Below are 21,160 nucleotides of genomic sequence, written 5' to 3' on the forward strand. Positions count from 1 at the left end.
AATCCGCGAGCTTCCCCACCCGCCGCCCTCCTAGTCTCTGGAGCATGATGAACGTCTCCCCGTCCCGTCCGGCACGTCGTACGGAGCTGCTCGCCGCCGGTGCGGCCACGGTCACCGTCGTGTTGTGGGCCTCCGCCTTCGTCTCGATCCGCAGCGCGGGCGCCGCCTACTCCCCCGGCGCGCTGGCGCTCGGACGCCTGCTGGCCGGGGCGCTGGCACTGACGGTGATCTGTCTCGTACGGCGGGAGGGGGTGCCCCCGCGGTCGGCGTGGCGCGGGATCGCGATATCCGGGGTGCTGTGGTTCGGCGTCTACATGGTGGTCCTGAACTGGGGCGAGCAGCAGGTGGACGCGGGGACGGCGGCCCTGGTGGTGAACATCGGGCCGATCCTCATCGCGCTGCTGGGCGCCCGGCTGCTCGGGGACGCGATGCCGCCACGGCTGCTGGCGGGGATGGCGGTGTCGTTCGCGGGCGCGGTGACGGTCGGGCTGTCGATGTCGGGCGAAGGCGGGTCGTCGGTGCTCGGCGTGGCGCTGTGTCTGCTCGCCGCGGTCGGCTACGCGGCCGGTGTGGTCGCGCAGAAGCCCGCCCTCGGCGCTGCGAGCGCCCTGCAGGTGACGACGTTCGGCTGTCTGGTCGGCGCCGTGCTGTGTCTGCCGTTCGCCGGTCAGCTGGTCCACGAGGCCGCCGACGCGCCGGTCTCGGCCACCCTCAACATGGTCTACCTGGGCGTCTTCCCGACCGCGCTCGCCTTCACGACCTGGGCGTACGCCCTGGCCCGTACGACCGCCAGCCGGATGGGAGCGACCACGTACGCGGTGCCCGCGCTGGTCGTGCTGATGTCATGGCTGGCGCTCGGCGAGGTGCCGGGGCCGCTCACCCTGGCGGGCGGCCTGCTCTGCCTGGCCGGGGTGGCGGTGTCGCGCTCGCGCACGGCGAAGGCCGCGGCTCCACAAACGGTTGCGGAGCCGCGGCCCGAGACTGCGTCCGACTCAGCGTGAACGCGCCCGGCCCGCGAGGACCTTGATGGAGAGCAGGGCGATCACCGCGAGTCCGATGATGTAGCCGGAGACCGCCATCGAGGTACCGGTGGATTCCAGCAGCAGCACCATCATGAAGGGCGCGAGCCCACCGCCGAACACCGCCGCGATCTGGTAGCCGAGCGAGGCACCCGTGTAGCGCATCTCGGGCGTGAACAACTCGGCGAACAGGGCGGCCTGGGGGCCGTACATGATGCTGAGGAAACAGCTGGCCACGAAGGTGCTCACGGCCAGCCACAGCAGCGAGCCGGTGTCGATCAGCAGGAACATCGGTACGGCCCACAGCGCGATGCCCACCGCGCCGAACGCGTAGATCCGGATGCGGCCGACGCGGTCGGAGAGCGCGGCGGAGGCCGGGATCAGTACGAGTTGGGTGAGGCTGACGCAGAGCGAGACGGTGAGCACCGCGCCGCGTTTCATGTCGAGTTCGCGGGTCGTGTAGTCGAGGACGCCGGTGATCAGGATGTAGAAGGTCGCGGTGTTCACAGCGAAGGAGCCGCCGGCCAGCAGCACCGTGCCGAGATGGTCGCGCATGATCGTGCGCAGCGGGGAGCTCTGCTCGGACCTCTCCTTCTCCGTCAACGCCTTCTCGGCCTCCCGGAATTCAGGGGTCTCCTCGACCTTGGTGTGGATGTACCAGGCGAGCACGAGCACGAACAGGCCGATGAGGAAGGGGACTCGCCAGGCCCACGCGGCGAACTCGCTGTCCGTGGTGAAGGCGCCGGCCAGCAGGAAGACCGAGTTGGCCGTCACCACGCCGATGGGGACGCCGAGTTGGACGAAGCTGCCGTAGACACCGCGCTTGCCCTCGGGGGCGTACTCGGTGGCCAGCAGCATGGCGCCGCCCCACTGCGCGCCGACCGCGACACCCTGCACGACGCGCAGGGCGACCAGCAGGATCGGGGCGGCGACGCCGATGGTGTCGTACGTCGGGAGCAGGCCGATGCCGGTGGTGGCCAGGCCCATCAGAGTGAGCGCGAGGACCAGCATCGGCTTGCGGCCGCGCCTGTCGCCGAGGTGACCGGCGACGATGCCGCCGAGCGGACGGGCGAGGAAACCGACGGCGAAGGTGGCGAACGCGGCGAGGACGCCGGCGGTGGAGCTGCCCGAGGGGAAGTACAGGTCGCCGAGGACCAGGGCGGCGGCTATGCCGAAGACGAAGTAGTCGTACCACTCGACGGCGGAGGCGAGCGCCGCGGCGGTGGCCACACGGCGGCGGTTGGCCTTGGGGAGGGCCGTGGTGGGGATGGGGCGAGCGGGTGGGGCAGTGTCCATGCGTGCACACTCCGGTGGGTGCGTGGGGACGGTCCCCGGAACATACTGACCGGACGGTATGGGGTCAACGGTCGTGCGGGAAGGTTGCCCGGGGCACCCGAGGGCTCCGGGCACCCCGCAGGGCTCAGAAGACGACGAGCGCCCGACCGCCCTTGCCCGCCAGCATGTTCTCGAACGCCGCCGGAATGCCCTCCAGGCCGATCCGTTCGGTCACCAGCGCGCCCAGGTCCAGGCGGCCCGCCCGGACGTGTTCGGCGATGACCGGCAGGTCCCGCTCCGGGACGCAGTCGCCGTAGACGCAGCCCGCCAGGGTCCGGCCCCAGTGGAAGATCTCCAGGGCGTTGAAGGTGACCTGCTGGTCCTTGCCGCCGATGCCGACGACCGTCGTACGGCCGCCGCGGCGCGTGGACTCCCAGGCGGTGCGGATCGTGACCGCGCGGCCCACGCACTCGACGGCCACGTCGACGCCCTGCTTGTCGGTGAGGGCGCGGATCTCCCGGGCCGTGTTGTCGGAGGCGACGACATAGTCGGTGGCTCCGGCTCCCCGCGCGAGCTCCTCCTTCGCCGGGGAGACATCGACCGCGACGATCCTGGACGCGCCCGCGATCCGGGCGGCCTGGAGGGCGGCGAGGCCCACTCCCCCGACGCCGTACACCGCGACCGTCTCCCCCGGGCGGACCTTCGCCGAGTGGTGGACGGCGCCGTAGCCGGTGAGCACGGCGCACCCGAGGAGGGCGGCGTCGGTCAGGGGGACGCCCTCGGGGGCCGGGAGGACGCAGTTCGCCGGGACGACCGTCTCCTCGGCGAACGCGGCGACGTTCAGGCCGGGGTGGAGGTCGGTGCCGTCGGACGTACGACGCGCGTACACGTCGGCGGCCCCGTTGAGGGCGTTGGCGCACAGCCAGACCTCGCCGAGTGTGCAGGCGTGGCAACTGCCGCAGGACGGGGCCCAGTTGAGGACGACGTCGGCGCCGGGCCGGGTGTGTTCGACCCCTTCGCCCACGGCGACGACCGTACCGGCGCCCTCGTGGCCGAGGACGGCGGGGACGGGGACACGCATGGTGCCGTTGGACAGGGACAGATCGGAGTGGCAGACCCCGGCGGCGGCGAGCCGGACCCGGACCTGGCCGGGCCCGGGGTCGGGGAGGTCGATCTCGGTGATCTCCAGGGCGGCGCCCACGGCGGGAAGTACGGCGGCACGAACCATGGCAACGCTCCTCAGAACTGCAGGGACTTGGTCTGGAGGTACTCGGCGAGACCGTGCGAGCCGAGTTCGCGACCGACGCCCGACTGCTTGTAACCGCCGAACGGGGCGAGGGGGTTGAAGCGGCCGCCGTTGATGTCGACCTGCCCGGTGTCCATGCGACGGGCGAAGGCGACCGCCTCGGCCTCGTCGCCGGCCCAGACGGCGCCGGCGAGGCCGTAGACGGTGCCGTTGGCGATGCGCAGGGCGTCCTCCTCGTCCTCGTAGCGCAGGATCGACAGGACGGGGCCGAAGATCTCCTCCTGGGCCACGGTCATGTCGGGGGTGACGTCGGCGAGGACCGTGGGACTGACGAAGTAGCCCTGTTCGCGCGGGGCTTCGGGGCCGCCCGCGACCAGCCGGGCGCCCTCGGCCACGCCCTTCTCGATGTAACTCCGCACCCGTGCCCGCTGCTTGGCGTTGACGACCGGGCCGATGCGCTCGCCGTACTTCGCGGCGGCCGTGGCGGCCAGTTCGACGGCCTCCTCGTACCGCTCCCGGTGCACCAGCATCCGCGTCCAGGCGCTGCACGTCTGGCCGGAGTTGGACATGACGTTGGCGACGCCGACGTTGACCGCCTTGGCCAGGTCGGCGCTCGGCAGGATGACGTTGGCGGACTTGCCGCCCAGTTCCAGCGCGACCTTCTTGATCGCCGCCCCCGCCGTCGCACCGATCTGCCGGCCGACGGCCGTGGAGCCGGTGAAGGAGACCAGGTCGACGTCAGGATGCTCGGCGAGGGCCTGCCCGGCGACCGGGCCGAGGCCGGTGACCAGGTTGAAGACGCCCGCCGGAAGGCCGGCCTCGTGGACCGCCTCGGCGAAGAGCTGAGCGACCAGCGGGGTGTCCTCGGCGGGCTTCAGGACGACCGTGCAGCCCGCCGCCAGCGCCGGGGCGACCTTGGCGACGATCTGGTGCAGGGGGTAGTTCCAGGGCGTGATCGCGCCGACCACGCCGACGGGCTCCTGGTGGACGATCGAGTTGCCGACCTTCTCCTCGAAGGCGTACGTCGCCGCCAGCTCGGCGTAGGAACCTGCGACGGCGATCGGCACGGCCGCGTGCACGGCCTGCGAGAACTTCAGGGGGGAGCCGAGCTCCGCGGTGACGGTCTCGGCGATCTCGCCCTCGCGGGCCACGAGGACGTCCCGCAGGGCGGCCAGGCGCGCGGCCCGCTCCGCGGGGGCGGTCCCGGCCCAGGCCGGGAGGGCGGCACGGGCGGCCCGTACGGCGGCGTCGACGTCCTCGGCGGTCCCGGCCGGGACCCGGCCGACGATCCGCTCGTCGACCGGGTTCACGACCTCGATGACGTCCGGGCCGGTGGCGGGGCGCCACTCGCCGTCGATGTACATGCCGTCGTGTGCCTTCATCGTGCGTCCTCCCGGGCGGGGCTGCGTCGTCCGCGTCACAACCTAGCGACCCCCATAAACTAGCGGCGTTAGTTTTCCGGCACCAGGGGTCCCGGGGATGGGCCGGGGCGATCCGCGGGAGGCCAGGGCTGATCCCCAGGGACTGCCTGGGGCGATTCCCGGGACGGCCTGAGCTGATATCCCGGGACGGCCTGGGCTGATACCCGGGGACGGCCTGAAGGCATCCCCGGGACGGCCTGAGCCGATACCCCGGGGGACGGCCTGAAGCGCACCCCCGGTACAGCCCGAGCCGATCCCCCGGGACCGTCTGAAGCGACCCCCGGGACAGGCTGGAGCGTTTTCCAGGGCAGCCTGCGGATATCTCCTGGCCGTTCAACGGTGGTCTCCGAGCCGGTCAGCGGCGGTCTCCGGCTGGTCAGCGGTCGCGGTGGAGCCGGGTGGACCTCACTCCTCCAGGTCCGGCAGCCGCGCCGGGGCCGGGCAGATGCGTTCGCCGTGCTGGTCGAAGACGAACAGGTGGGCGATGTCGACGAGCAGGGGGACCTGCATCCCGCGGCGGAGGTCGATGTCGGGGGTGGTGCGGACGACCAGGTCCCCGGGGAAACGGCTGTCCGGCCGTGCGGACTCGGGGGCCCGCTCCGCCGGGTCGGCCAGGACCACCACCGGTCCGGCGCGCAGGGCGCCCGCCCGCTCTCGGAAGCGGCCGAGGACGGACCCGCCCTCGCGGTGTCGGCGCCTGGCCTGGGCGGCGGCGGGGCGCGGGGCCTCCAGTTCCGGTACGAGGGCGGGGCTGGAGCCGGTGTTGAAGTGGACGAGGACCTCGTGTCCCTGGAACTCCACATGCTCCACGAGGCCGCTGATCGCCACCTCGCCGGGACGGGCGGCGGCCGGCTTGGCGAGCCGGACGGCCTCCGAGCGCAGTCCCACGATGACCTCGCGGCCCTGCTGGACGCGGAGCAGCTGGTGGTCCAGGGACAGGGGCTCGGGCAGCCGCAGGTACTGCTTGCCGAGGCTGATGGTCATCGCGCCGTCGAGCGGGGCGCGGACCAGGCCGCGCAGGAGGTTGATGCGCGGGGTGCCGATGAAGGCGGCGACGAAGACGTTGCGCGGCAGGGCGTACACCGAGCGCGGGGCGCCCACCTGCTGGAGCACCCCGCCGCGCAGCACGGCGACCCGGTCGCCGAGCGACATGGCCTCGGCCTGGTCGTGGGTGACGTAGACCGTGGTGACGCCCAGCTCCCGGGTGAGGGAGGTGATCTCGGCGCGCAGGTGGTTGCGGAGCTTGGCGTCGAGATTGGAGAGCGGTTCGTCCATCAGGAAGGCGGACGGGTGGCGGGCGATCGCCCGGCCCATGGCGACCCGCTGGCGTTCTCCGCCGGAGAGCTGGGCGGGGAAGCGGTCCAGGATGTCCTCGATGCCCAGCATGCGGGCGGTGGCGTCCACGCGGGCGCTGGGGTCCTGGCTGGGTGCCTCGATGCGCAGCGGGAATCCGATGTTGCCGCGGCTCGTCATGTTCGGGTAGAGCGCGAAGTTCTGGAACACCATCGCGATGTCCCGTTCGGACGGGAGCCGGTCGTTGGCGTACTCGCCGTCGAGCAGCAGGTCTCCCTCGGTGATGTCCTCCAGGCCGGCGATCATTCTCAGCACGGTGGACTTGCCGCAGCCGGAGGGGCCGAGCAGCACGAGGAACTCGCCGGGGGTGATGTCCAGCGACAGCCGGTCCACCACGCGGACGCCTCGCGTATAGGTCTTGCTCACGTCGTGCAGAGAGATGGCGCGTGTCATGACGGTGCCCCCGGGGGCTCACTGCGCGAGCGCTGGCGCTCCGCGGCCGAACGGCCCGTGCGAGTCGTACGGGCTGTAAGTCACGGAAGTTAACGGAATGTACGCGGTCGGGGGAAGACGCACGACGGAATCCGCCCCGCCTTCCGCCGGGCGATAGCGGCCGCGGCGATGCAGCGGGGCAGCGACCCCCCGCGACCGGCGAGCGCCCGGCTCCGGGTCAGCGGGTCGCGGTCAGATGGGCGAAGACGACGACGTTGCTGGTGTAACCCGTGCTGCGGTTGAAAAGGCCACCGCAGGTGAGTACCCGCAGCTCCGGGCGTCGGCTCGGCCCGTACACCTCCTTGTCGGGAAAGCCGGCCTTGTCGAAGACCTTCACCCGGTCCACGGTGTAGACGGCGGTACGGCCGTCGACTCGCCGGGCCTCGATGTGGCTTCCGCGGTCCACCTGCGCGAGGGCGGCGAAGACCGCGGGGCCGGTCTTGGTGTCCCGGTGGCCGACGGCGATGGCGGTGCCCTTCTCGCCCGGCGTGGGACCGTCCTTGTACCAGCCGACGAGTTTTGGCTTGTCGAGCGGTGGTGTCCCGAGGTGCCGGTCGGGGCCGAGCCGCAGCCCGACGATCGGCGCGTCGATCTTCAGGGAGGGGACGCGCAGGGTGGTCGCCGGCGACCGGGGCAGCGGCCGGGGTGGGGGCGCGGCCGGGGCGGCTCGCCCGGCGGGCTCCCCGTGCTTCCCGCATTGGACGACCGTCACCAGGACGGCCACGATCATGGCCGTCCTGATGAGGCGATAGGCGCGGGTCCGGTACCAGGGCCTGCGTCTGTGCCTACGCGGCACCATGCGAGCGACGGCGCAGCATGCGGAAGTACACGGCTCCGCTGACCGCGACCAGGCCCACGGCGGCGGCCGCGCTCAGCGGGGTGTACGCCCGTGAGGTGTCGACGAGACCGCCGCCACCGGCGTGGACGCCGCCCTGCGGGCCGCCGCTCTCGTGCTCACCCCAGGCGGCCTCCTCCTTGGGCTCCTCGCTCTCGTAGCTGCCCGGCTCGCCCTTTTCGCGGCTCGGGTCCTCGTACGAGTGGCCCCCGGGGCCCTCCGCCTTGCCGTGCTTGGCCTTGCCGTGGCAGTCGACCTGGAAGACCTTCTGCTTGGGGGTGGCGGTCCCTGCGGGGTCGGGCCACGTGAGCAGGTACTGCCCGTCGGCCAGCCCGATCGGGTCGCTGTGGCCGGCGCCGTTGGTGAGGGGGATGTTGCCCGTCACGGTGGTGCTGCTGGGGGGGACCTGCGCGGTGATCTTGTAGCCGACAGTCGTGAGGGTGGCGTCGAAGCCGACGGCGTCGAGGTAGAACTTGCAGACCTCGGGGTCGTCCTTCGCCCAACCGTACGGCGTGCGCACGTCATGGATCCGGATGTCGTCTGGGGTGGCCGCCACGGCGGTCGGTGTCGCGAGCCAGGTGGCTCCGGCCGCGGTGAGTACGGTCAGGGCCGTCACGCCGAGGCGGTTGCCTGCGACGGACGGGGGCAACAAGGTGCGCATGGATGTTCCTCCGAGTCAGACGATTTTCATACAAATCGCTCTTTCACGTGACTCTCTTTCACATCCAGCGCCCGCCTTACGGAAGCGACGCCCGACGCGCCGTCAGATATCACTCGACCGGCGCAACCGGGCCCCGGATCCGCTCCCCTGCGGGGCGGGTCCGGCCGTCTGACCGCTTCCTGCGGGCGTCGGCGCGCGCAGTGCCGTGCCCGCCGAGACCAACAGCAGCGCCCCCAGCATCACGAACGGCGCGGCCACGCCCGCGACCCCAGCGATCAGGCCGGCCGCGGCGGGCGCGGCGACCTGGCCGAGGCGGTTGCCGGTCAGGCGCAGGGCGAGGGCGGTGGAGCGGGCCCCGTCGGGGGCTGCCTGGACGACCGTCGTCATGGACAGCGGCTGTCCGACGCCGAGGCAGAAGCCGAGGGCGGCGAGTATCAGGGCCAGCGCCCAGACCGGCACCGGCAGCGCGATGCCGGCGCACAGCACGGCCGCCAGCAGACAGGTGACGGTGAGCAGCAGCGCCCGGCCCAGCATCCGCAGCAGCGGCGTCAGCACCAGTCGGCAGGCGATCGTGGCCGCGGCACGCAGGCTGAGCAGGAGGCCGATCACGGACGGGGCGATGCCCCGGTGCTGGCCGACCACCGGGAGGTAGGCGGTGAGGATGTCCGTCGCGGACAGCACGGAGAGGCTGACGAAGATGCCCGCGGGTACGCCCCGGGCGCGAAGGATGCGCTGGACGGGGACACGATCGCCTTGTGCGGTACGGGACTTGACCGTCGTACGGTCCTCGATGCGCCACAACGAGGTGAACGCGACCGCCGCTCCCGCGCCCGCCACGACGAGGGCCAACGCGCTGGTGCCCGCCATGTCCTGGCCGCCGATCAGCGCGCCCGCGGCGACCGGGCCGACCAGTTGGCCGAGGGAGGCGCCGATGGTGAAGTGGCCGAAGTTGCGGTCCTGTTCGTGCGGCGCCGACTGGCGGGCGACGAGCGACTGGGCGCCGATCACGAAGCAGAGATGGCCGAGGCCCATCACTCCGCTCCAGATCGCCATCGCCCACAGGGAGTTGGCGAGACCGCTCATCGCGCAGCCGCCGGATATCAGGACCACGCCGACCGGCAGCAGGGGCGCACAGCGGCCGTGGTCGGTACGGCGGCCGAGCGGCACCGCGGCGAAGAGCGGCAGCAGTGCGTACACGCCCGCGATGACGCCGATCGCCCGCTCGTCCGCGCCCAACGCGAGGGCCCGGTAGGAGACGGCGGGCCGGGCCATCGACACCGCCCCCTGCGCGAAGCTGAAGGCGATGACGAGGCGAAGCAGCCAGCCGCGATGCCCACCGGGCCTCATATGCGGATCCCCCATCGAAAGATCAGGTGCCGGTTAGATGATCCCGAAGAGGATGCCTGCCCCGAGGATGATGAGGCATGTGAGGGCCGCCCACTTGACCACGAACTTGGTGTGGTCGCCGAACTCCACCTTGGCCATGCCGACCAGGACGTACACGGCCGGGACGAGCGGGCTCGACATGTGCAGCGGCTGACCGACCAGCGAGGCGCGGGCCATCTCCAGCGGCGTGACGCCGTGCGCCGCGCCGGCCTCGGCGAGGACCGGGAGGACGCCGAAGTAGAACCCGTCGTTCGACATGAAGTAGGTGAGCGGGAGGCTCAGGAAACCGGTGACGAGGGCCATGTGCGGGCCCATGCCGTCGGGGATGACGTCCACCATCCACCGGGCCATGTGGTCGACCATGCCGGTGCCCTGGAGGACGCCGGTGAAGACGGCGGCGGCGAAGACCATGCCGGAGACGTTGAGGACGTTGTCGGCGTGTGCGGCGAGCCGGGCCTTCTGGTCCGGGATGTGCGGGAAGTTCACGGTGAGCACGAGCGCGGCACCCAGCAGGAACAGCACCGGGATCGGCAGCCACTCCATGATCATGGAGGTGAGCAGGACGACCGTGAGCAGCGCGTTGAACCAGTAGAGCTTGGGGCGCAGGGTGGCCCGGTTCGGGTCGAGGACCTGGAAGCGCTTCTCGTCGCCCTCGGCGTCGTCATCGGCGTCGTCGTCGGCGGCCTCGGTGCCGGCTCCGCCGGTGGCCGTGGCGCCCTTGCCCGTGCCCGTGCCGGAAGCACCGGAACCGGCGCCGACCAGAACCGTCTCGCTCTCCTTCTCCTCGGCCTTCTCCTCCACCAGGACGTCGCCCAGGGTGAGCACGCCGAGGCGCTTGCGCTCGCGCTTGCCGAGCACGTACGAGAGGACGAAGACACCCAGCAGGCCGACGGCGAGGGCCGGGATCATCGGGACGAAGATGTCGCTGGCGTCCACCTTCAGCGCGGTGGCGGCGCGGGCCGTGGGGCCGCCCCACGGCAGGGTGTTCATCACGCCGTTGGCCATCGCGGCGACACCGGTCATCACGACGAGGCTCATCTTCAGGCGCTTGTACAGCGGGTACATCGCCGAGACCGTGATCATGAAGGTGGTCGAGCCGTCGCCGTCCAGCGAGACGATCGCGGCGAGGACCGCGGTGCCGACGACGATCCGCATCGGGTCGGCCTTGCAGAACTTCAGGATCCCCCTGACGACCGGGTCGAAGAGACCGACATCGATCATCACACCGAAGTAGACGATCGCGAACATGAGCATCGCCGCGGTGGGGGCGAGGTCGGTGACGCCGTCGATGACGTAGTCACCGAGCTTGGCGCCCTTCCCGACAAAGACACAGAACAGTGCCGGGATCAGTACGAGCGCCGCGATCGGCGACATCTTCTTCATCATGATCAGGACCAGGAAGGTCGCAATCATGGCGAAGCCGAGGATGGTCAGCATGTGTGGATACCTAACGTTCGCCCTTGAACATCCCACCAGGGACGGCGGTGGGTTGACGTTAGGTCCCGTCAAGCAGCGTTAACAAGACGTTGACATGCGAGCAATAAGCGCAAAACTGCTGGTCACGGCTTTGCACAGCTCACAGGGGGTGCGTTTTCAGACTGTGACGGTGACTTTCACGGGGATGCCGTTGAGTACCGCGTTGCCCGAGAGCGGGTCGAGCAGGGTGCCGTCGAGGAGCTGGTTGACGTTCACGCCGGGGTCGGTGGCCGCGTGGCTCTGCCGGGTGCCGGGCCGGTCGTGACCCCAGCCGTGCGGCATGCTGACCACCCCCGGGCGCACGCTGTCGGTGACCTCGGCGGGAGCGGTCACCTCTCCCCCGGCGCCCTTGACGCGTACGGCCGCCCCGTCGCGTACGCCCAGCCGTTCGGCGTCCTCGGGGTGGATGTGCAGGGTGCAGCGGTTGGTGCCGCCGGTGAGGGCGGGGACGTTGTGCATCCAGCTGTTGTTGGAGCGCAGATGGCGGCGGCCGACCAGGACGAGCCCGTCGGGGCGTTGCTCCAGCGCGCGCCTGAGCCGGGGCAGGTCGTCCGCGATCGGCTGCGGCAGCAGTTCCACCTTGCCGCTGCGGGTCTTCAGGGGCTGCGGCAGCCGGGACCCGAGCGGCCCGAGGTCGATGCCGTGCGGATGCGCCAGCAGCTTGTCCAGGCTGAGCCCGTCCGGTCGTACGCCGAAGCCGTCGCCGTAGGGACCGAGGCGCAGCATCATGTCGAGCCGCCGCTCGGGGCCGTTCTCGCCGGTGAGCTGTGCGGCGAGCTCCTTCGGGTCCCGGCCGTGCACGGGTGAGTGCGGTTCCCCGACCGCCTTGCCGAGGGTCTGGCCGAGGACCAGGTCGTCGACGGCGGACGGGTCGGCGCCGTGCATGCCGGTCGCGGCCAGGACCAGCCGGGCCAGGATCTCGGTCTCGGCCATCCTGCCCGGCTCCAGGGGGACGGCGGGGCGGGTGTAGCGGACCTGGTTGCGGACGGCGAGGGTGTTGAAGGCGAAGTCGTGGTGCGGGCTCTGGGCGGGCGGGGGCGGCGGCAGGACGACATGGGCGTGCCGCGAGGTCTCGTTGAGATAGGGGTCGACGCTGACCATGAAGTCGAGCGAGTCGAGCGCCTTGTCGAGCCGGTCGCCGTCGGGCGCGGACAGGACGGGGTTGGCGGCGACGGCGATCAGCGCCCGGACCGGCTCGCCCTTCTCGGTCGCGGTGTCGATCTCCTCGGCGAGCGCGGACAGCGGCAGCTCCCCCTTGGCCTCCGGGTGCCGGCCGACCCGGGAGTGCCAGCGCCCGAGCGCGAACCCGCGGCCGGGTCCGGCGGGCCGGGGTGTCCTGTCGGTGGCCGCCTGCGGGAAGAGGGCGCCGCCGGGCCGGTCGAGGTTGCCGGTGAGGATGTTGAGGATGTCCACGAGCCAGCTGGCCAGGGTGCCGTGCTGGACGGTGCAGCTGCCGATGCGACCGTATACGGCGGCGGTCGGGGCGGCCGCCAGTTCACGGGCGAGGGCGCGGATGGTCGCGGCGTCCACATCGCACGCGCCGGACACGGCCTCCGGCGTGAAGTCCTGTATGGATCCCCGGAGTTCGTCGAGCCCCTGCACCTGCGGGGCCAGCGCGCCGAGGTGTACGAGGTCCTCCTCGAAGAGGACGTACGCCATCGCGGCGAGCAGCAGGGCGTCGGTGCCGGGCCGGATCGGGATGTGCCGGTCGGCGAGCCGTGCGGTACGGGTCCGGCGGGGATCGATGACGGTGAGCGTGCCGCCGCGGGCCTTGAGCGCCTTGAGCTTGCCGGGGAAGTCGGGGGCGGTGCACAGACTCCCGTTGGACTCAAGGGGGTTGGCGCCGATGAGCAGGAGATGGTCGGTGTGGTCGAGGTCCGGGACGGGGATCGCGTTGGCGTCGCCGTACAGCAGGCCGCTCGAGACGTGCTTGGGCATCTGGTCGACCGTGGAGGCGGTGAAGAGGCTGCGGGTGCCGAGCCCGGCGAGGAGCACGGTCGGATAGAGGGCTCCGGCCATGGTGTGCACGTTGGGGTTGCCGAGGACGATACCGACGGCGTGCGGCCCGTACCGCTCGACGACCGGCCGGATTCCGGCGGCGACCGCGTCGAACGCCTCCTCCCAGCTCACCTCCCGCAACTCCCCGTCCTTGCGGACGAGCGGGGCGCGCAGCCGGTCGGGGTCGCCGTCGACAGCCCCGAACGAGGCCCCCTTGGGGCAGATGAACCCCCGGCTGAACACGTCGTCACGGTCACCTCGGGCACCGGTCACCCGGGTCCCGTCGATGGTGAGGGTGAGGCCGCAGGTGGCCTCACAGAGGGGGCAGATACGCAGGGCGGTGCGGGACACGGGTCCTCCCGGAGACGGCGGCGGCGGTGACGCCGGGTTCGGGGCCGAGCATACCGACCGGTATGCACGGAGGGGAGGCCTCAGCGCCGGCAACCCTCGCCGCGGCGCCTGGGCCGCTCGGTCCGGCACTCGTGCACCCAGTCCGGCACCCGTGCCGCTCAGTCCAACACCCGCGCCAGATACGCCCGCAGCAGCTCCCGCGTCTCCAGGATGATCCTCTCGTCCCCCTCCGGCGCCACCCGGAAAGCGAGATGGACGAGGGTGTCGGCGGTTTCCACGGCGACGAGGAAGACACGGCGCAGGTCCTCGTCCGGTTCACGGTCGAGATAGCCGGAGAGCAGGTCGGTGAGGCGGTCGGCGACACGGTGGTTGGGCTCGGCGTAGCGGGCGCCGACCGGGATCTGATTGCCGAAGTCGACGAGGGAGAAGCCGGGCGCGGTGCGCTTCATGGCGAGGTACTCGTCGAGGACGGCGTCCATCGCCGTGCGCCAGCCTCCCCCGCCCTCGGCTCCGCCCGAGTGGGAGGCGTCCTCGCCGCCGGTCTTCCTGAGGCGTTCGGTGACCCGCTCGGTGTAGCGCTCCAGGTTGCGCTGGGCGAGCGCGTCGGCCATCGCGCGCTTGTTGCCGAAGAAGCGGTAGACCGAGCCGATGGGGACCTCGGCGCGCAGGGCGACGGCCCGGGTGCTCAGGGCGTCGTAGCCGACCTCGTCGAGCAGATCGGCGCAGGCGTCGAGAATCCTGGTCAGCCGTTCGGCACTGCGACGCTGCACGGGCGCTCGGCGGAGCGATGTCGCTTGGGGCACGGGCTTCATGATGCCTTTCCGCCGCGGTCCGGGGAACCTCGCCCCCCGGTACGCGGTGGGGTGGCGGGCACACTCAACGCGCCGTTCGCGGTTCCGGTGTGCTCCGGCCCCGAGGCCGTGATGTCCGCGGTGCTCTCGACGGGTTCGCCGTCGACGCTCCACACCGTGCCGTCGTCGGCGTACAGGCGGGCGGTGAGGTGGTGCGTGCCGTGCGGGACGTAGCGGGCCGCGAGACGGTACGCGGAGGTGCGCAGCCGCGCGACGGGGCGCCCGTCCACGAAGAGCCGGGCCACGCCGCGGCCGGTCACCGCCGTCGCCTTGCCGCCGGCTGCGGAGAAGCGGAAGTCGCGGAGGGTCAGCCGTACGTTCCACCCGCCGTCGTCCGCCGCGGGCTGCACCTCGATGCCGATGCCGGGTGCGCCCTTCTCGTCCACCTCCCGGTAGTGGTGCCCCTGCTTGTCCGTCTCGTCGAGGAGCTTGCCCACCGGTGAGGGTGAGGCCCCTGTCTGCCCGTTCTCCTGCGCACCATCCGAGCCGCACCCCGCGGATCCGGTCAGCAGCAGGACACAGACCGCGAGCACGGCAGGAAGTCCCCGCGTCCACGACATGCCGGGGAGCGTAGAACACCGGTACGACACCTCGTATCCCCCTGGAGTCTGGTTCCGGTCGGCTCCGGTAGTACTCGATGAGGACGCCGTACGGCCTCTTGCGTCCGGGAAACCGCAATCCTACGGTGATACATAGGAATCAAACACCCAGGGAGATGTGATGAGCGGGGTCGCGCAGAAGACCGCGGAGGGGCTGACCTACCTCTCCGGTTTCGGCAACGAGCACAGTTCTCAGGCCGTTCCGGGCGCCCTGCCCGAAGGCCGGAACTCGCCCCAGCGCGCACCCCTCGGGCTGTACGCGGAGCAGCTCAGCGGTACGGCGTTCACCGAGCCGCGAGCCTGCAACCGGCGCTCGTGGCTGTACCGGATCCGCCCCTCGGCCGCGCATCCGGCGTTCACCCGCACGGAGAACGGCATGATCCGTACGGCACCCTTCACGGAGGCGGTGGCCGACCCGAACCGGCTGCGCTGGGACCCGCTGCCCGAGTCGGCGCCGGGAACCGACTTCCTCGCGGGGCTGTGGACCCTCGGCGGCAACGGCGACGCGACCCAGCGCACCGGCATGGCCGTGCACCTGTACCACGCCAACGCCTCGATGGACCGCGTCTTCAGCGACGCCGACGGGGAGTTGCTGATCGTGCCGGAGCGCGGCGGGCTGCTGCTGCGCACCGAGTTCGGCGCGCTGTATGTGGAGCCGACCCAGGTGGCGCTGATCCCTCGTGGGGTGCGCTTCCGTGTGGAGCTGATCGAGGACTCCGCCCGGGGTTATGTGTGCGAGAACTATGGCGCCCCGTTCCGCCTCCCCGACCTCGGCCCCATCGGCGCCAACGGCCTCGCGAACGCCCGGGACTTCCTGGCCCCGGTCGCCGCGTACGAGGACGTCGAAGGCCCGGTGGAGGTGGTCAACAAGTTCTGCGGCAACCTCTGGACGGCGACCTACGACCACTCACCGCTCGACGTGGTCGCCTGGCACGGCAACCATGTGCCGTACATCTACGACCTGCGTCGTTTCAATGTGCTCGGCACCATCTCGTACGACCACCCGGACCCGTCGATCTTCACGGTGCTGACGTCGCCGTCCGACACCCCGGGCCTGGCCGGCGTCGACTTCGTCGTGTTCGCGCCGCGCTGGCTGGTGGGCGAGGACACCTTCCGGCCGCCGTACTTCCACCGGAACGTGATGAGCGAGTACATGGGCCTGGTCGAGGGCGCGTACGACGCCAAGACGGCCGGAAAGGGGGGCTTCGTGCCCGGGGGCGGCTCGCTGCACACCATGATGTCGGCGCACGGGCCGGACCGGGAGACCTTCGACCGGGCCAGCGCCGCCGAGCTGCGTCCGCAGAAGGTGGACGACGGGCTGGCGTTCATGTTCGAGACACGGTGGCCGCTGACCCTGACACCGCACGCGGCCCGGGCGGAGCACCTGCAACAGCGGTACGACGACGTGTGGCAGGGCATGCAGCGGCATTTCCGCCCCTTGCACTGAGGATTCCCTACCGGTACGGATGGGCCCGTGACCTCCTTCGCCCCGGACTCGATCGTCCTGAACCGCAAGCTGCCGCTCTGGTATCAGGTGTCGCAGTCGCTGCGCGCCTCGATACTCGGCCGCTCGCCGCGGGACCCCTTGCGGCTGCCCACCGAGGAGCAGCTCGCGGGGCACTACGGGGTGAGCGTGCTGACCATGCGGCAGGCGCTGAAGGAACTGGAGGACGAGGGCCTGATCACCCGCCACCGTCGCCGCGGCACCTTCATCGATCCGACCGCCCGCAGGGGAACTCCCGTACGGCTGTTGGGCTCGGTGGACGCGATCGTGGCCCAGCAGTCCGGTATGGCGACGGAACTGCTCGACCACGGCAAGGCGCCGGCGCCGGCCGAACTCGCCGAGTACTTCCCGGATCTCGGGGAGGTGGCGACGTACCACCGGCTCCGCTCCGACGAGAAGACCGGCGAGCCGACCAACCACGCCCGCAACTACGTCCGGCCCGAACTCGCCGCGTCCATCGACCTGGACGACCTGGCGCGCTGGCCGATGACCAAGGTGCTGCGGGATGTCGTCGGGGCGGACATCAGCCGCATCACGGACACGGTGGAGGCCCGCCTGGCGGACCCGGAGACGGCCCGCCTCCTCCAAGTCCCGCTGCTCAGCCCGATCCTGCACTACACGGGAGTGACCTATGACGGCGAGGGCCGGGTACTGGACGCGGCCGTCATCCACTACCGGGGGGATCGTTTCTCCTTCACGGTCACCCTCGACGCCACGTAGGCCTGTCCGGCGGATCGGCGGATCCTCGCGCGAGCAGGACAGCGTGCCGGAACGGTGGCGCTTCGGCCGGGTGGCCGGACAGGCCCTCGTCCCGCTGTCGCCGGCAGGTCGTACGATGCCCAGCGTGACGCACGACGACGCTCCGCCGCTGGCGGACCTCATGCCGTGGTCGGTCGCACCGCCCCGGCTCGGCCGGGGGTGGCCGGCGGGCCCCGACCCGGCATCCCTCAGGGCCCGCTGGGACGCCCTGCTGAAAGCCGAGGGCCCCGGCCGGGAGACCCTGTTCGAACCCACCCGTTCCCGCACGCTCCACTCGGCCGTCGGACAGTTGCCGGGCCGGTACGGCGGCACGGAGAAGCTGGTGCGTGCCTCGGGGCCCTGCCCGCAGCCGGTACGGGTGCTGCACGGCCCCTTCGACGAGCAGTGGCTGATTCCGGACCAGCGGCTGATCGACAGCGCCCGGCCGGAGCTGTGGCGGGTGGCCGACGAACAGCAGATCTTCGTCGCCGAGATGCCCGACGCCGCCGGCTCCCAACTCCTCGCGACCTCACTGCTCCCGCTCCTTCGCCCCGGTCGGATCCGCCCCCTCTACCGCCGCCCCGGCGGCGCGGAACCGAACCTGGCACCGGGCCTGCTGGAGCACCTGGCCGCCCGCCTCGGCCTCTCCCCCACCCCTGCGGACCTGCTGGCCTGGATCGTGACGGCGGCCCGCCCCGGCCTCACCGTCCCGCTCACCGAGGACCCCGAACTCTGGGCGCACGGCGTCGAACTGGGCCACCGCACGCTCTGGCTGATGCGCCGCGACGGCGCCCGCCCCAAACTCCCCGGCGGGCGCCGCCCCTACGTCCGCGCCCCGCTGCCCGACCGCCCGCTGACCGTGCGCTACGACCGCGACGAGGAGTCCCTGCACCTCGACGACGGCCGTATCTCCCCGGTCCCCCCGCAGGCCTGGGACTTCGAGGTGGCGGGGGTGCGCGTCCTGGAGCAGTGGCTCGCGAACCGCACGGCGACGGCCGATCCGGGCACGCTGGCGGCGATCCGCCCGGTGACCTGGCCGCAGACGTGGACGTCGGAACTGCTGGAGCTGATCACCGTGCTCGCGCTGCTGGCGGAACTGGGCCCGCGGCGGGCGGAGTTCACCGTGTCCGCCCCGATCACGGCACCGGAGCTGAGAAAGGCGGGCATCCTTCCGGCGCCCGAGGCGACACGTCGGCCGGCCTCGGTCCTCGACCACCACGAGGAAGGCCCGGAAGGGCAGTTCGCCCTGCTCTAGTGCCGCGGCACCAGGGCCCTGCCCGCCGGCCTCCGCCCCTACCTACCCCCTGGGCTCGAAGGCGTCCAGCACACGGCCCAGCATCCGCTGGAACACCGCCTCCATGTCGATCGGCCCCGCGTCCTCCGTGAACGCGGCGGCCAGCCTCGGATAGGCGCCGGAGGCGATCCGCCCGCCCAGATAGGCGATCCGCACCGCGTTCTCCTGGTCCTCCGACCACGGCAGCGACCGCGACCGCTCGGCCGTGGACAGCTCACTCGAGACGTACACCGTCACGCACCCGTTGAGCATCGCGAGCAGCTCCATCTTCGTGCCGTAGGGCGCGTCGAAGGGGTCCAGGCAGGCCATGCAGTGCTCGAGATAGCGCAGGGCGTTGGGGCTGAAGCCGTACACCGGTGACATCAGCCGTGGCAGCCAGGGATGCCGGTGCATGAGTTCCCGGGACTGACGGGCCACCCGGAGCATGTCGGCGCGCCAGTCGCCGCTCGGCTCCCACAGCTCGTGCTCCCCGCTGACCGCGTCCACCATCAGCTCGTACAGGTCCTCCTTACGGGGGACGTAGTTGTAGAGCGACATCGTCCCGCAGCCCAGCTCGGCCGCGACATGCCGCATCGAGACGCCGTCCAGCCCCTGCGCGTCGGCGATCCGCACCGCCGCCGCCGCGATGTCCGCCCGCGTGAACGCCGGTCTCGGTCCCCGGCCCGTGCGGTCGGGACGGGCCCAGATCACTTCGGGTACGGCCGCTCGGCCCGCCATCGATCATCACCTCGTCCACCATCGTAGTTACGTACACCGTACGTAGTGCGCTATGGTCGAGACATGACTACTACGTACGCTGTACTTAGTGAAGGTCTGGAGAAGCGGTTCGGTGCTGTCCACGCACTCCGCGGCCTGGACCTCGCGGTGGAGACCGGCACGGTCTGCGGAATCCTCGGACCGAACGGGGCGGGCAAGACCACGGCCGTCCGACTGCTCACCACCCTGCTGCGGCCGGACGCCGGCTCCGCGCGGATCGCGGGACACGACCTCGTCCGGGAGGCGGCGGCGGTACGGACGAGGATCGGCGTCACCGGGCAGTACGCGTCGGTCGACGGGGACCTCACCGGCCGCCAGAACCTCCACCTGTTCGCCCGGCTGCACCGGGTGCGCGGGCCGGCCGGGCGGGCCGGGGAACTGCTCGACCGCTTCGGACTGACCGAGGCCGCCGACCGGCCCGCGGCCACCTACTCGGGCGGGATGCGCCGCCGGCTGGACCTGGCGGCGAGCCTGATCCGCCGCCCCGAGGTGCTGTTCCTGGACGAGCCGACGACCGGCCTCGACCCGGCGAGCCGCAACCTGATCTGGGCCGCCGTACGCGACCTCACCGCGGACGGCACGACCGTACTGCTGACCACGCAGTACCTGGAGGAGGCCGACCAACTCGCCGACGACATCGCCCTGGTGGACGGAGGCCGGGTGGCGCACACCGGTTCGCCGACCGAACTGAAGGCACTCATCGGGGCGCATGTCGAGGTGGTCGTCGCGGACGTCGACGTCATGGCGACAGCGGCGGGCGTCCTCGACCAACTCACCGGCACACAGCCGACGTTCGACCACGAACGCAAGGCCGTCGGCGCGGTCACCCGGGACTCGACACTCACGCTTCCCCGGCTGGTGCGTGAACTGGACGCGGCCGGCGTGCCGTTGCTGGACGCGAGCCTGCGCCCGCCGACCCTCGACGACGTGTTCCTCCGACTCACCGAGGACACCCCCCAGGACCAGAAGGAGGTCGCCGCATGAGCATGCTGGCGTACGACGGAACCGCGATGCTCGGCCGCCAGCTGCGGCGGGCACGGAACAACCCGGGCCTGCTGATCCTGACCCAGACCATGCCGGTCACCATGCTGCTGTTCTTCGGCTACGTCTTCGGCAGCGCGCTGGCGATGCCGGGCGAGGAGTACCGCTCGTTCCTGATGCCGGGCCTGCTGGTGGCGACCGCCGCGAACGGGATCATGACGGGGATGTTCCAGGCGGCCCAGGACACCCACCGGGGCGTGATGGACCGCTTCCGCACGCTGCCGATGAGCAGGGCGGCGGTACCGCTCGGACAGGCCGGTGCGGATCTGGTGGTCACGGCGGCCGGCACGGTGCCCTTCCTGCTGGTGGGGCTCGCGGTGGGCTGGCGGATCGAGGGGAGCGCGCTCGAAGCGGTGGGCGCCTTCGGCCTGTTGCTGCTGTTCCGGTTCGCGACCACATGGATCGGGATCTTCCTGGGCCTGCTCACCCGGAACGAGGAGGCCGCTGGCCAGCTGGGCGGCTCGACCTTCCTGCTGCCACTGCTGTCGAACGCGTACATCCCGACCGATGGCCTGCCGGGCTGGCTGCGCGTGGTCGCCGAGTGGAATCCGATCAGCGCGGTGACAACGGCCCTGCGGGACCTGTTCGGGAACGCGCCGGTGCCGGAGGGCGCGGCCTGGCCGGTGGCCCATCCGATCGCCGGGTCACTGGTCTGGTGCGCGGTGCTGTTGGCGGTGTTCGTACCGGCCGCCGTGCACCGGTACGCGAACGGCGAGCGGTGAACCGGCGCCGGTAGGCCGGATCGACGCCCGTACCGGGCGGAGCCGCCCGGCACGCCGGGTGGAGGCGGCGGGCGGCGTGGATGAGGGCGCGGGGGATGGACGGGGGTCTTGCCCCGCGCTCGGGAGCCACGACCGGTGCGCCGCCGCGTGCCGTGGGGTGACGGACAAGGAAAAACGCGGCGTCGCGCCGGGACGGCGTGGC

18 protein-coding genes are annotated in these 21,160 nt (G+C 71.6%); 6 read left to right on the forward strand and 12 right to left on the reverse strand.

Features of this window, described 5'->3' with window-relative positions; genetic code table 11:
• The first annotated feature begins 44 nt into the window (after positions 1 to 44).
• Positions 45 to 1,001, forward strand: a complete 957-nt coding sequence (locus AB0H86_RS39830; RefSeq protein ID WP_362450312.1) for a DMT family transporter — start codon at positions 45 to 47, stop codon at positions 999 to 1,001.
• Here AB0H86_RS39830 and AB0H86_RS39835 read toward each other — a convergent pair.
• The 11 genes from AB0H86_RS39835 to AB0H86_RS39885 all read right to left on the reverse strand — a co-directional run bounded on the left by AB0H86_RS39835 (position 993) and on the right by AB0H86_RS39885 (position 14,864).
• Positions 993 to 2,315 carry an MFS transporter gene (locus tag AB0H86_RS39835; protein ID WP_362450314.1) on the reverse strand — a complete coding sequence of 441 codons (1,323 nt, stop codon included), beginning with the start codon at positions 2,313 to 2,315 and terminating at the stop codon, positions 993 to 995. The genes AB0H86_RS39830 and AB0H86_RS39835 overlap by 9 nt on opposite strands.
• A gap of 124 nt (positions 2,316 to 2,439) precedes the next feature.
• Positions 2,440 to 3,522 carry a Zn-dependent alcohol dehydrogenase gene (locus AB0H86_RS39840; protein ID WP_362450316.1) on the reverse strand — a complete coding sequence of 361 codons (1,083 nt, stop codon included), beginning with the start codon at positions 3,520 to 3,522 and terminating at the stop codon, positions 2,440 to 2,442.
• 11 nt (positions 3,523 to 3,533) lie between these two features.
• On the reverse strand, positions 3,534 to 4,922 hold the full coding sequence (locus AB0H86_RS39845) for an aldehyde dehydrogenase family protein (RefSeq protein WP_362450318.1): 1,389 nt from the start codon (positions 4,920 to 4,922) through the stop codon (positions 3,534 to 3,536).
• Between the two features lie 444 nt (positions 4,923 to 5,366).
• A complete protein-coding gene (locus AB0H86_RS39850; protein ID WP_362450320.1) occupies positions 5,367 to 6,707 on the reverse strand; it encodes an ABC transporter ATP-binding protein in 1,341 nt (446 codons plus the stop codon).
• Positions 6,708 to 6,924: 217 nt separating this feature from the next.
• Positions 6,925 to 7,545, reverse strand: coding sequence for a class F sortase (locus tag AB0H86_RS39855; protein WP_362450322.1), 621 nt, complete (start codon positions 7,543 to 7,545; stop codon positions 6,925 to 6,927).
• A complete protein-coding gene (locus tag AB0H86_RS39860; protein ID WP_362450324.1) occupies positions 7,532 to 8,242 on the reverse strand; it encodes a hypothetical protein in 711 nt (236 codons plus the stop codon). The genes AB0H86_RS39855 and AB0H86_RS39860 overlap by 14 nt, the downstream gene beginning before the upstream one ends.
• A gap of 102 nt (positions 8,243 to 8,344) precedes the next feature.
• Entirely contained in the window at positions 8,345 to 9,589 is a 1,245-nt protein-coding gene (locus tag AB0H86_RS39865) for an MFS transporter (RefSeq protein ID WP_362450326.1), read from the reverse strand.
• Between the two features lie 33 nt (positions 9,590 to 9,622).
• Positions 9,623 to 11,065: a citrate:proton symporter gene (locus AB0H86_RS39870; protein WP_362450327.1), complete on the reverse strand. Its 1,443-nt coding sequence runs from the start codon at positions 11,063 to 11,065 to the stop codon at positions 9,623 to 9,625.
• Positions 11,066 to 11,221: 156 nt separating this feature from the next.
• The gene (locus AB0H86_RS39875) at positions 11,222 to 13,453 is read right to left on the reverse strand and encodes a molybdopterin oxidoreductase family protein (RefSeq protein WP_362450330.1); all 2,232 of its coding nucleotides are present in this window, start codon (positions 13,451 to 13,453) and stop codon (positions 11,222 to 11,224) included.
• Positions 13,454 to 13,611: 158 nt separating this feature from the next.
• A complete protein-coding gene (locus tag AB0H86_RS39880) occupies positions 13,612 to 14,265 on the reverse strand; it encodes a TetR/AcrR family transcriptional regulator (protein WP_362450332.1) in 654 nt (217 codons plus the stop codon).
• Positions 14,262 to 14,864: a hypothetical protein gene (locus tag AB0H86_RS39885; protein WP_362450335.1), complete on the reverse strand. Its 603-nt coding sequence runs from the start codon at positions 14,862 to 14,864 to the stop codon at positions 14,262 to 14,264. Before AB0H86_RS39885 ends, AB0H86_RS39880 begins: the two co-directional genes overlap by 4 nt.
• A 160-nt stretch (positions 14,865 to 15,024) precedes the next feature.
• On the opposite strand from AB0H86_RS39885, the gene hmgA reads away from it, so the two are divergent.
• From hmgA to AB0H86_RS39900, 3 genes are all read left to right on the forward strand, one after another.
• Positions 15,025 to 16,350, forward strand: coding sequence for a homogentisate 1,2-dioxygenase (gene hmgA / locus AB0H86_RS39890; protein ID WP_362450337.1), 1,326 nt, complete (start codon positions 15,025 to 15,027; stop codon positions 16,348 to 16,350).
• Positions 16,351 to 16,377: 27 nt separating this feature from the next.
• Positions 16,378 to 17,127 (forward strand): GntR family transcriptional regulator, encoded by a 750-nt coding sequence (locus AB0H86_RS39895; protein WP_362450340.1) that lies wholly within the window; start codon positions 16,378 to 16,380, stop codon positions 17,125 to 17,127.
• A gap of 115 nt (positions 17,128 to 17,242) precedes the next feature.
• Entirely contained in the window at positions 17,243 to 18,400 is a 1,158-nt protein-coding gene (locus AB0H86_RS39900; protein WP_362450343.1) for a type ISP restriction/modification enzyme, read from the forward strand.
• A 42-nt stretch (positions 18,401 to 18,442) separates the two neighbouring features.
• On the opposite strand, the gene AB0H86_RS39905 is transcribed toward AB0H86_RS39900, so the two are convergent.
• Positions 18,443 to 19,156, reverse strand: coding sequence for a TetR/AcrR family transcriptional regulator (locus AB0H86_RS39905; RefSeq protein ID WP_362450345.1), 714 nt, complete (start codon positions 19,154 to 19,156; stop codon positions 18,443 to 18,445).
• A gap of 63 nt (positions 19,157 to 19,219) precedes the next feature.
• Between AB0H86_RS39905 and AB0H86_RS39910 the strand changes: the two genes are divergently transcribed.
• Both AB0H86_RS39910 and AB0H86_RS39915 read left to right on the forward strand, forming a co-directional pair.
• Positions 19,220 to 20,179, forward strand: coding sequence for an ATP-binding cassette domain-containing protein (locus tag AB0H86_RS39910; protein WP_362450347.1), 960 nt, complete (start codon positions 19,220 to 19,222; stop codon positions 20,177 to 20,179).
• Positions 20,176 to 20,958, forward strand: a complete 783-nt coding sequence (locus tag AB0H86_RS39915; RefSeq protein WP_362450350.1) for an ABC transporter permease — start codon at positions 20,176 to 20,178, stop codon at positions 20,956 to 20,958. The genes AB0H86_RS39910 and AB0H86_RS39915 overlap by 4 nt, the downstream gene beginning before the upstream one ends.
• Positions 20,959 to 21,160: the final 202 nt, after the last annotated feature.

Source organism: Streptomyces sp. NPDC050997 (genome assembly GCF_040660135.1).
Classification (GTDB): Bacteria; Actinomycetota; Actinomycetes; order Streptomycetales; family Streptomycetaceae; genus Streptomyces.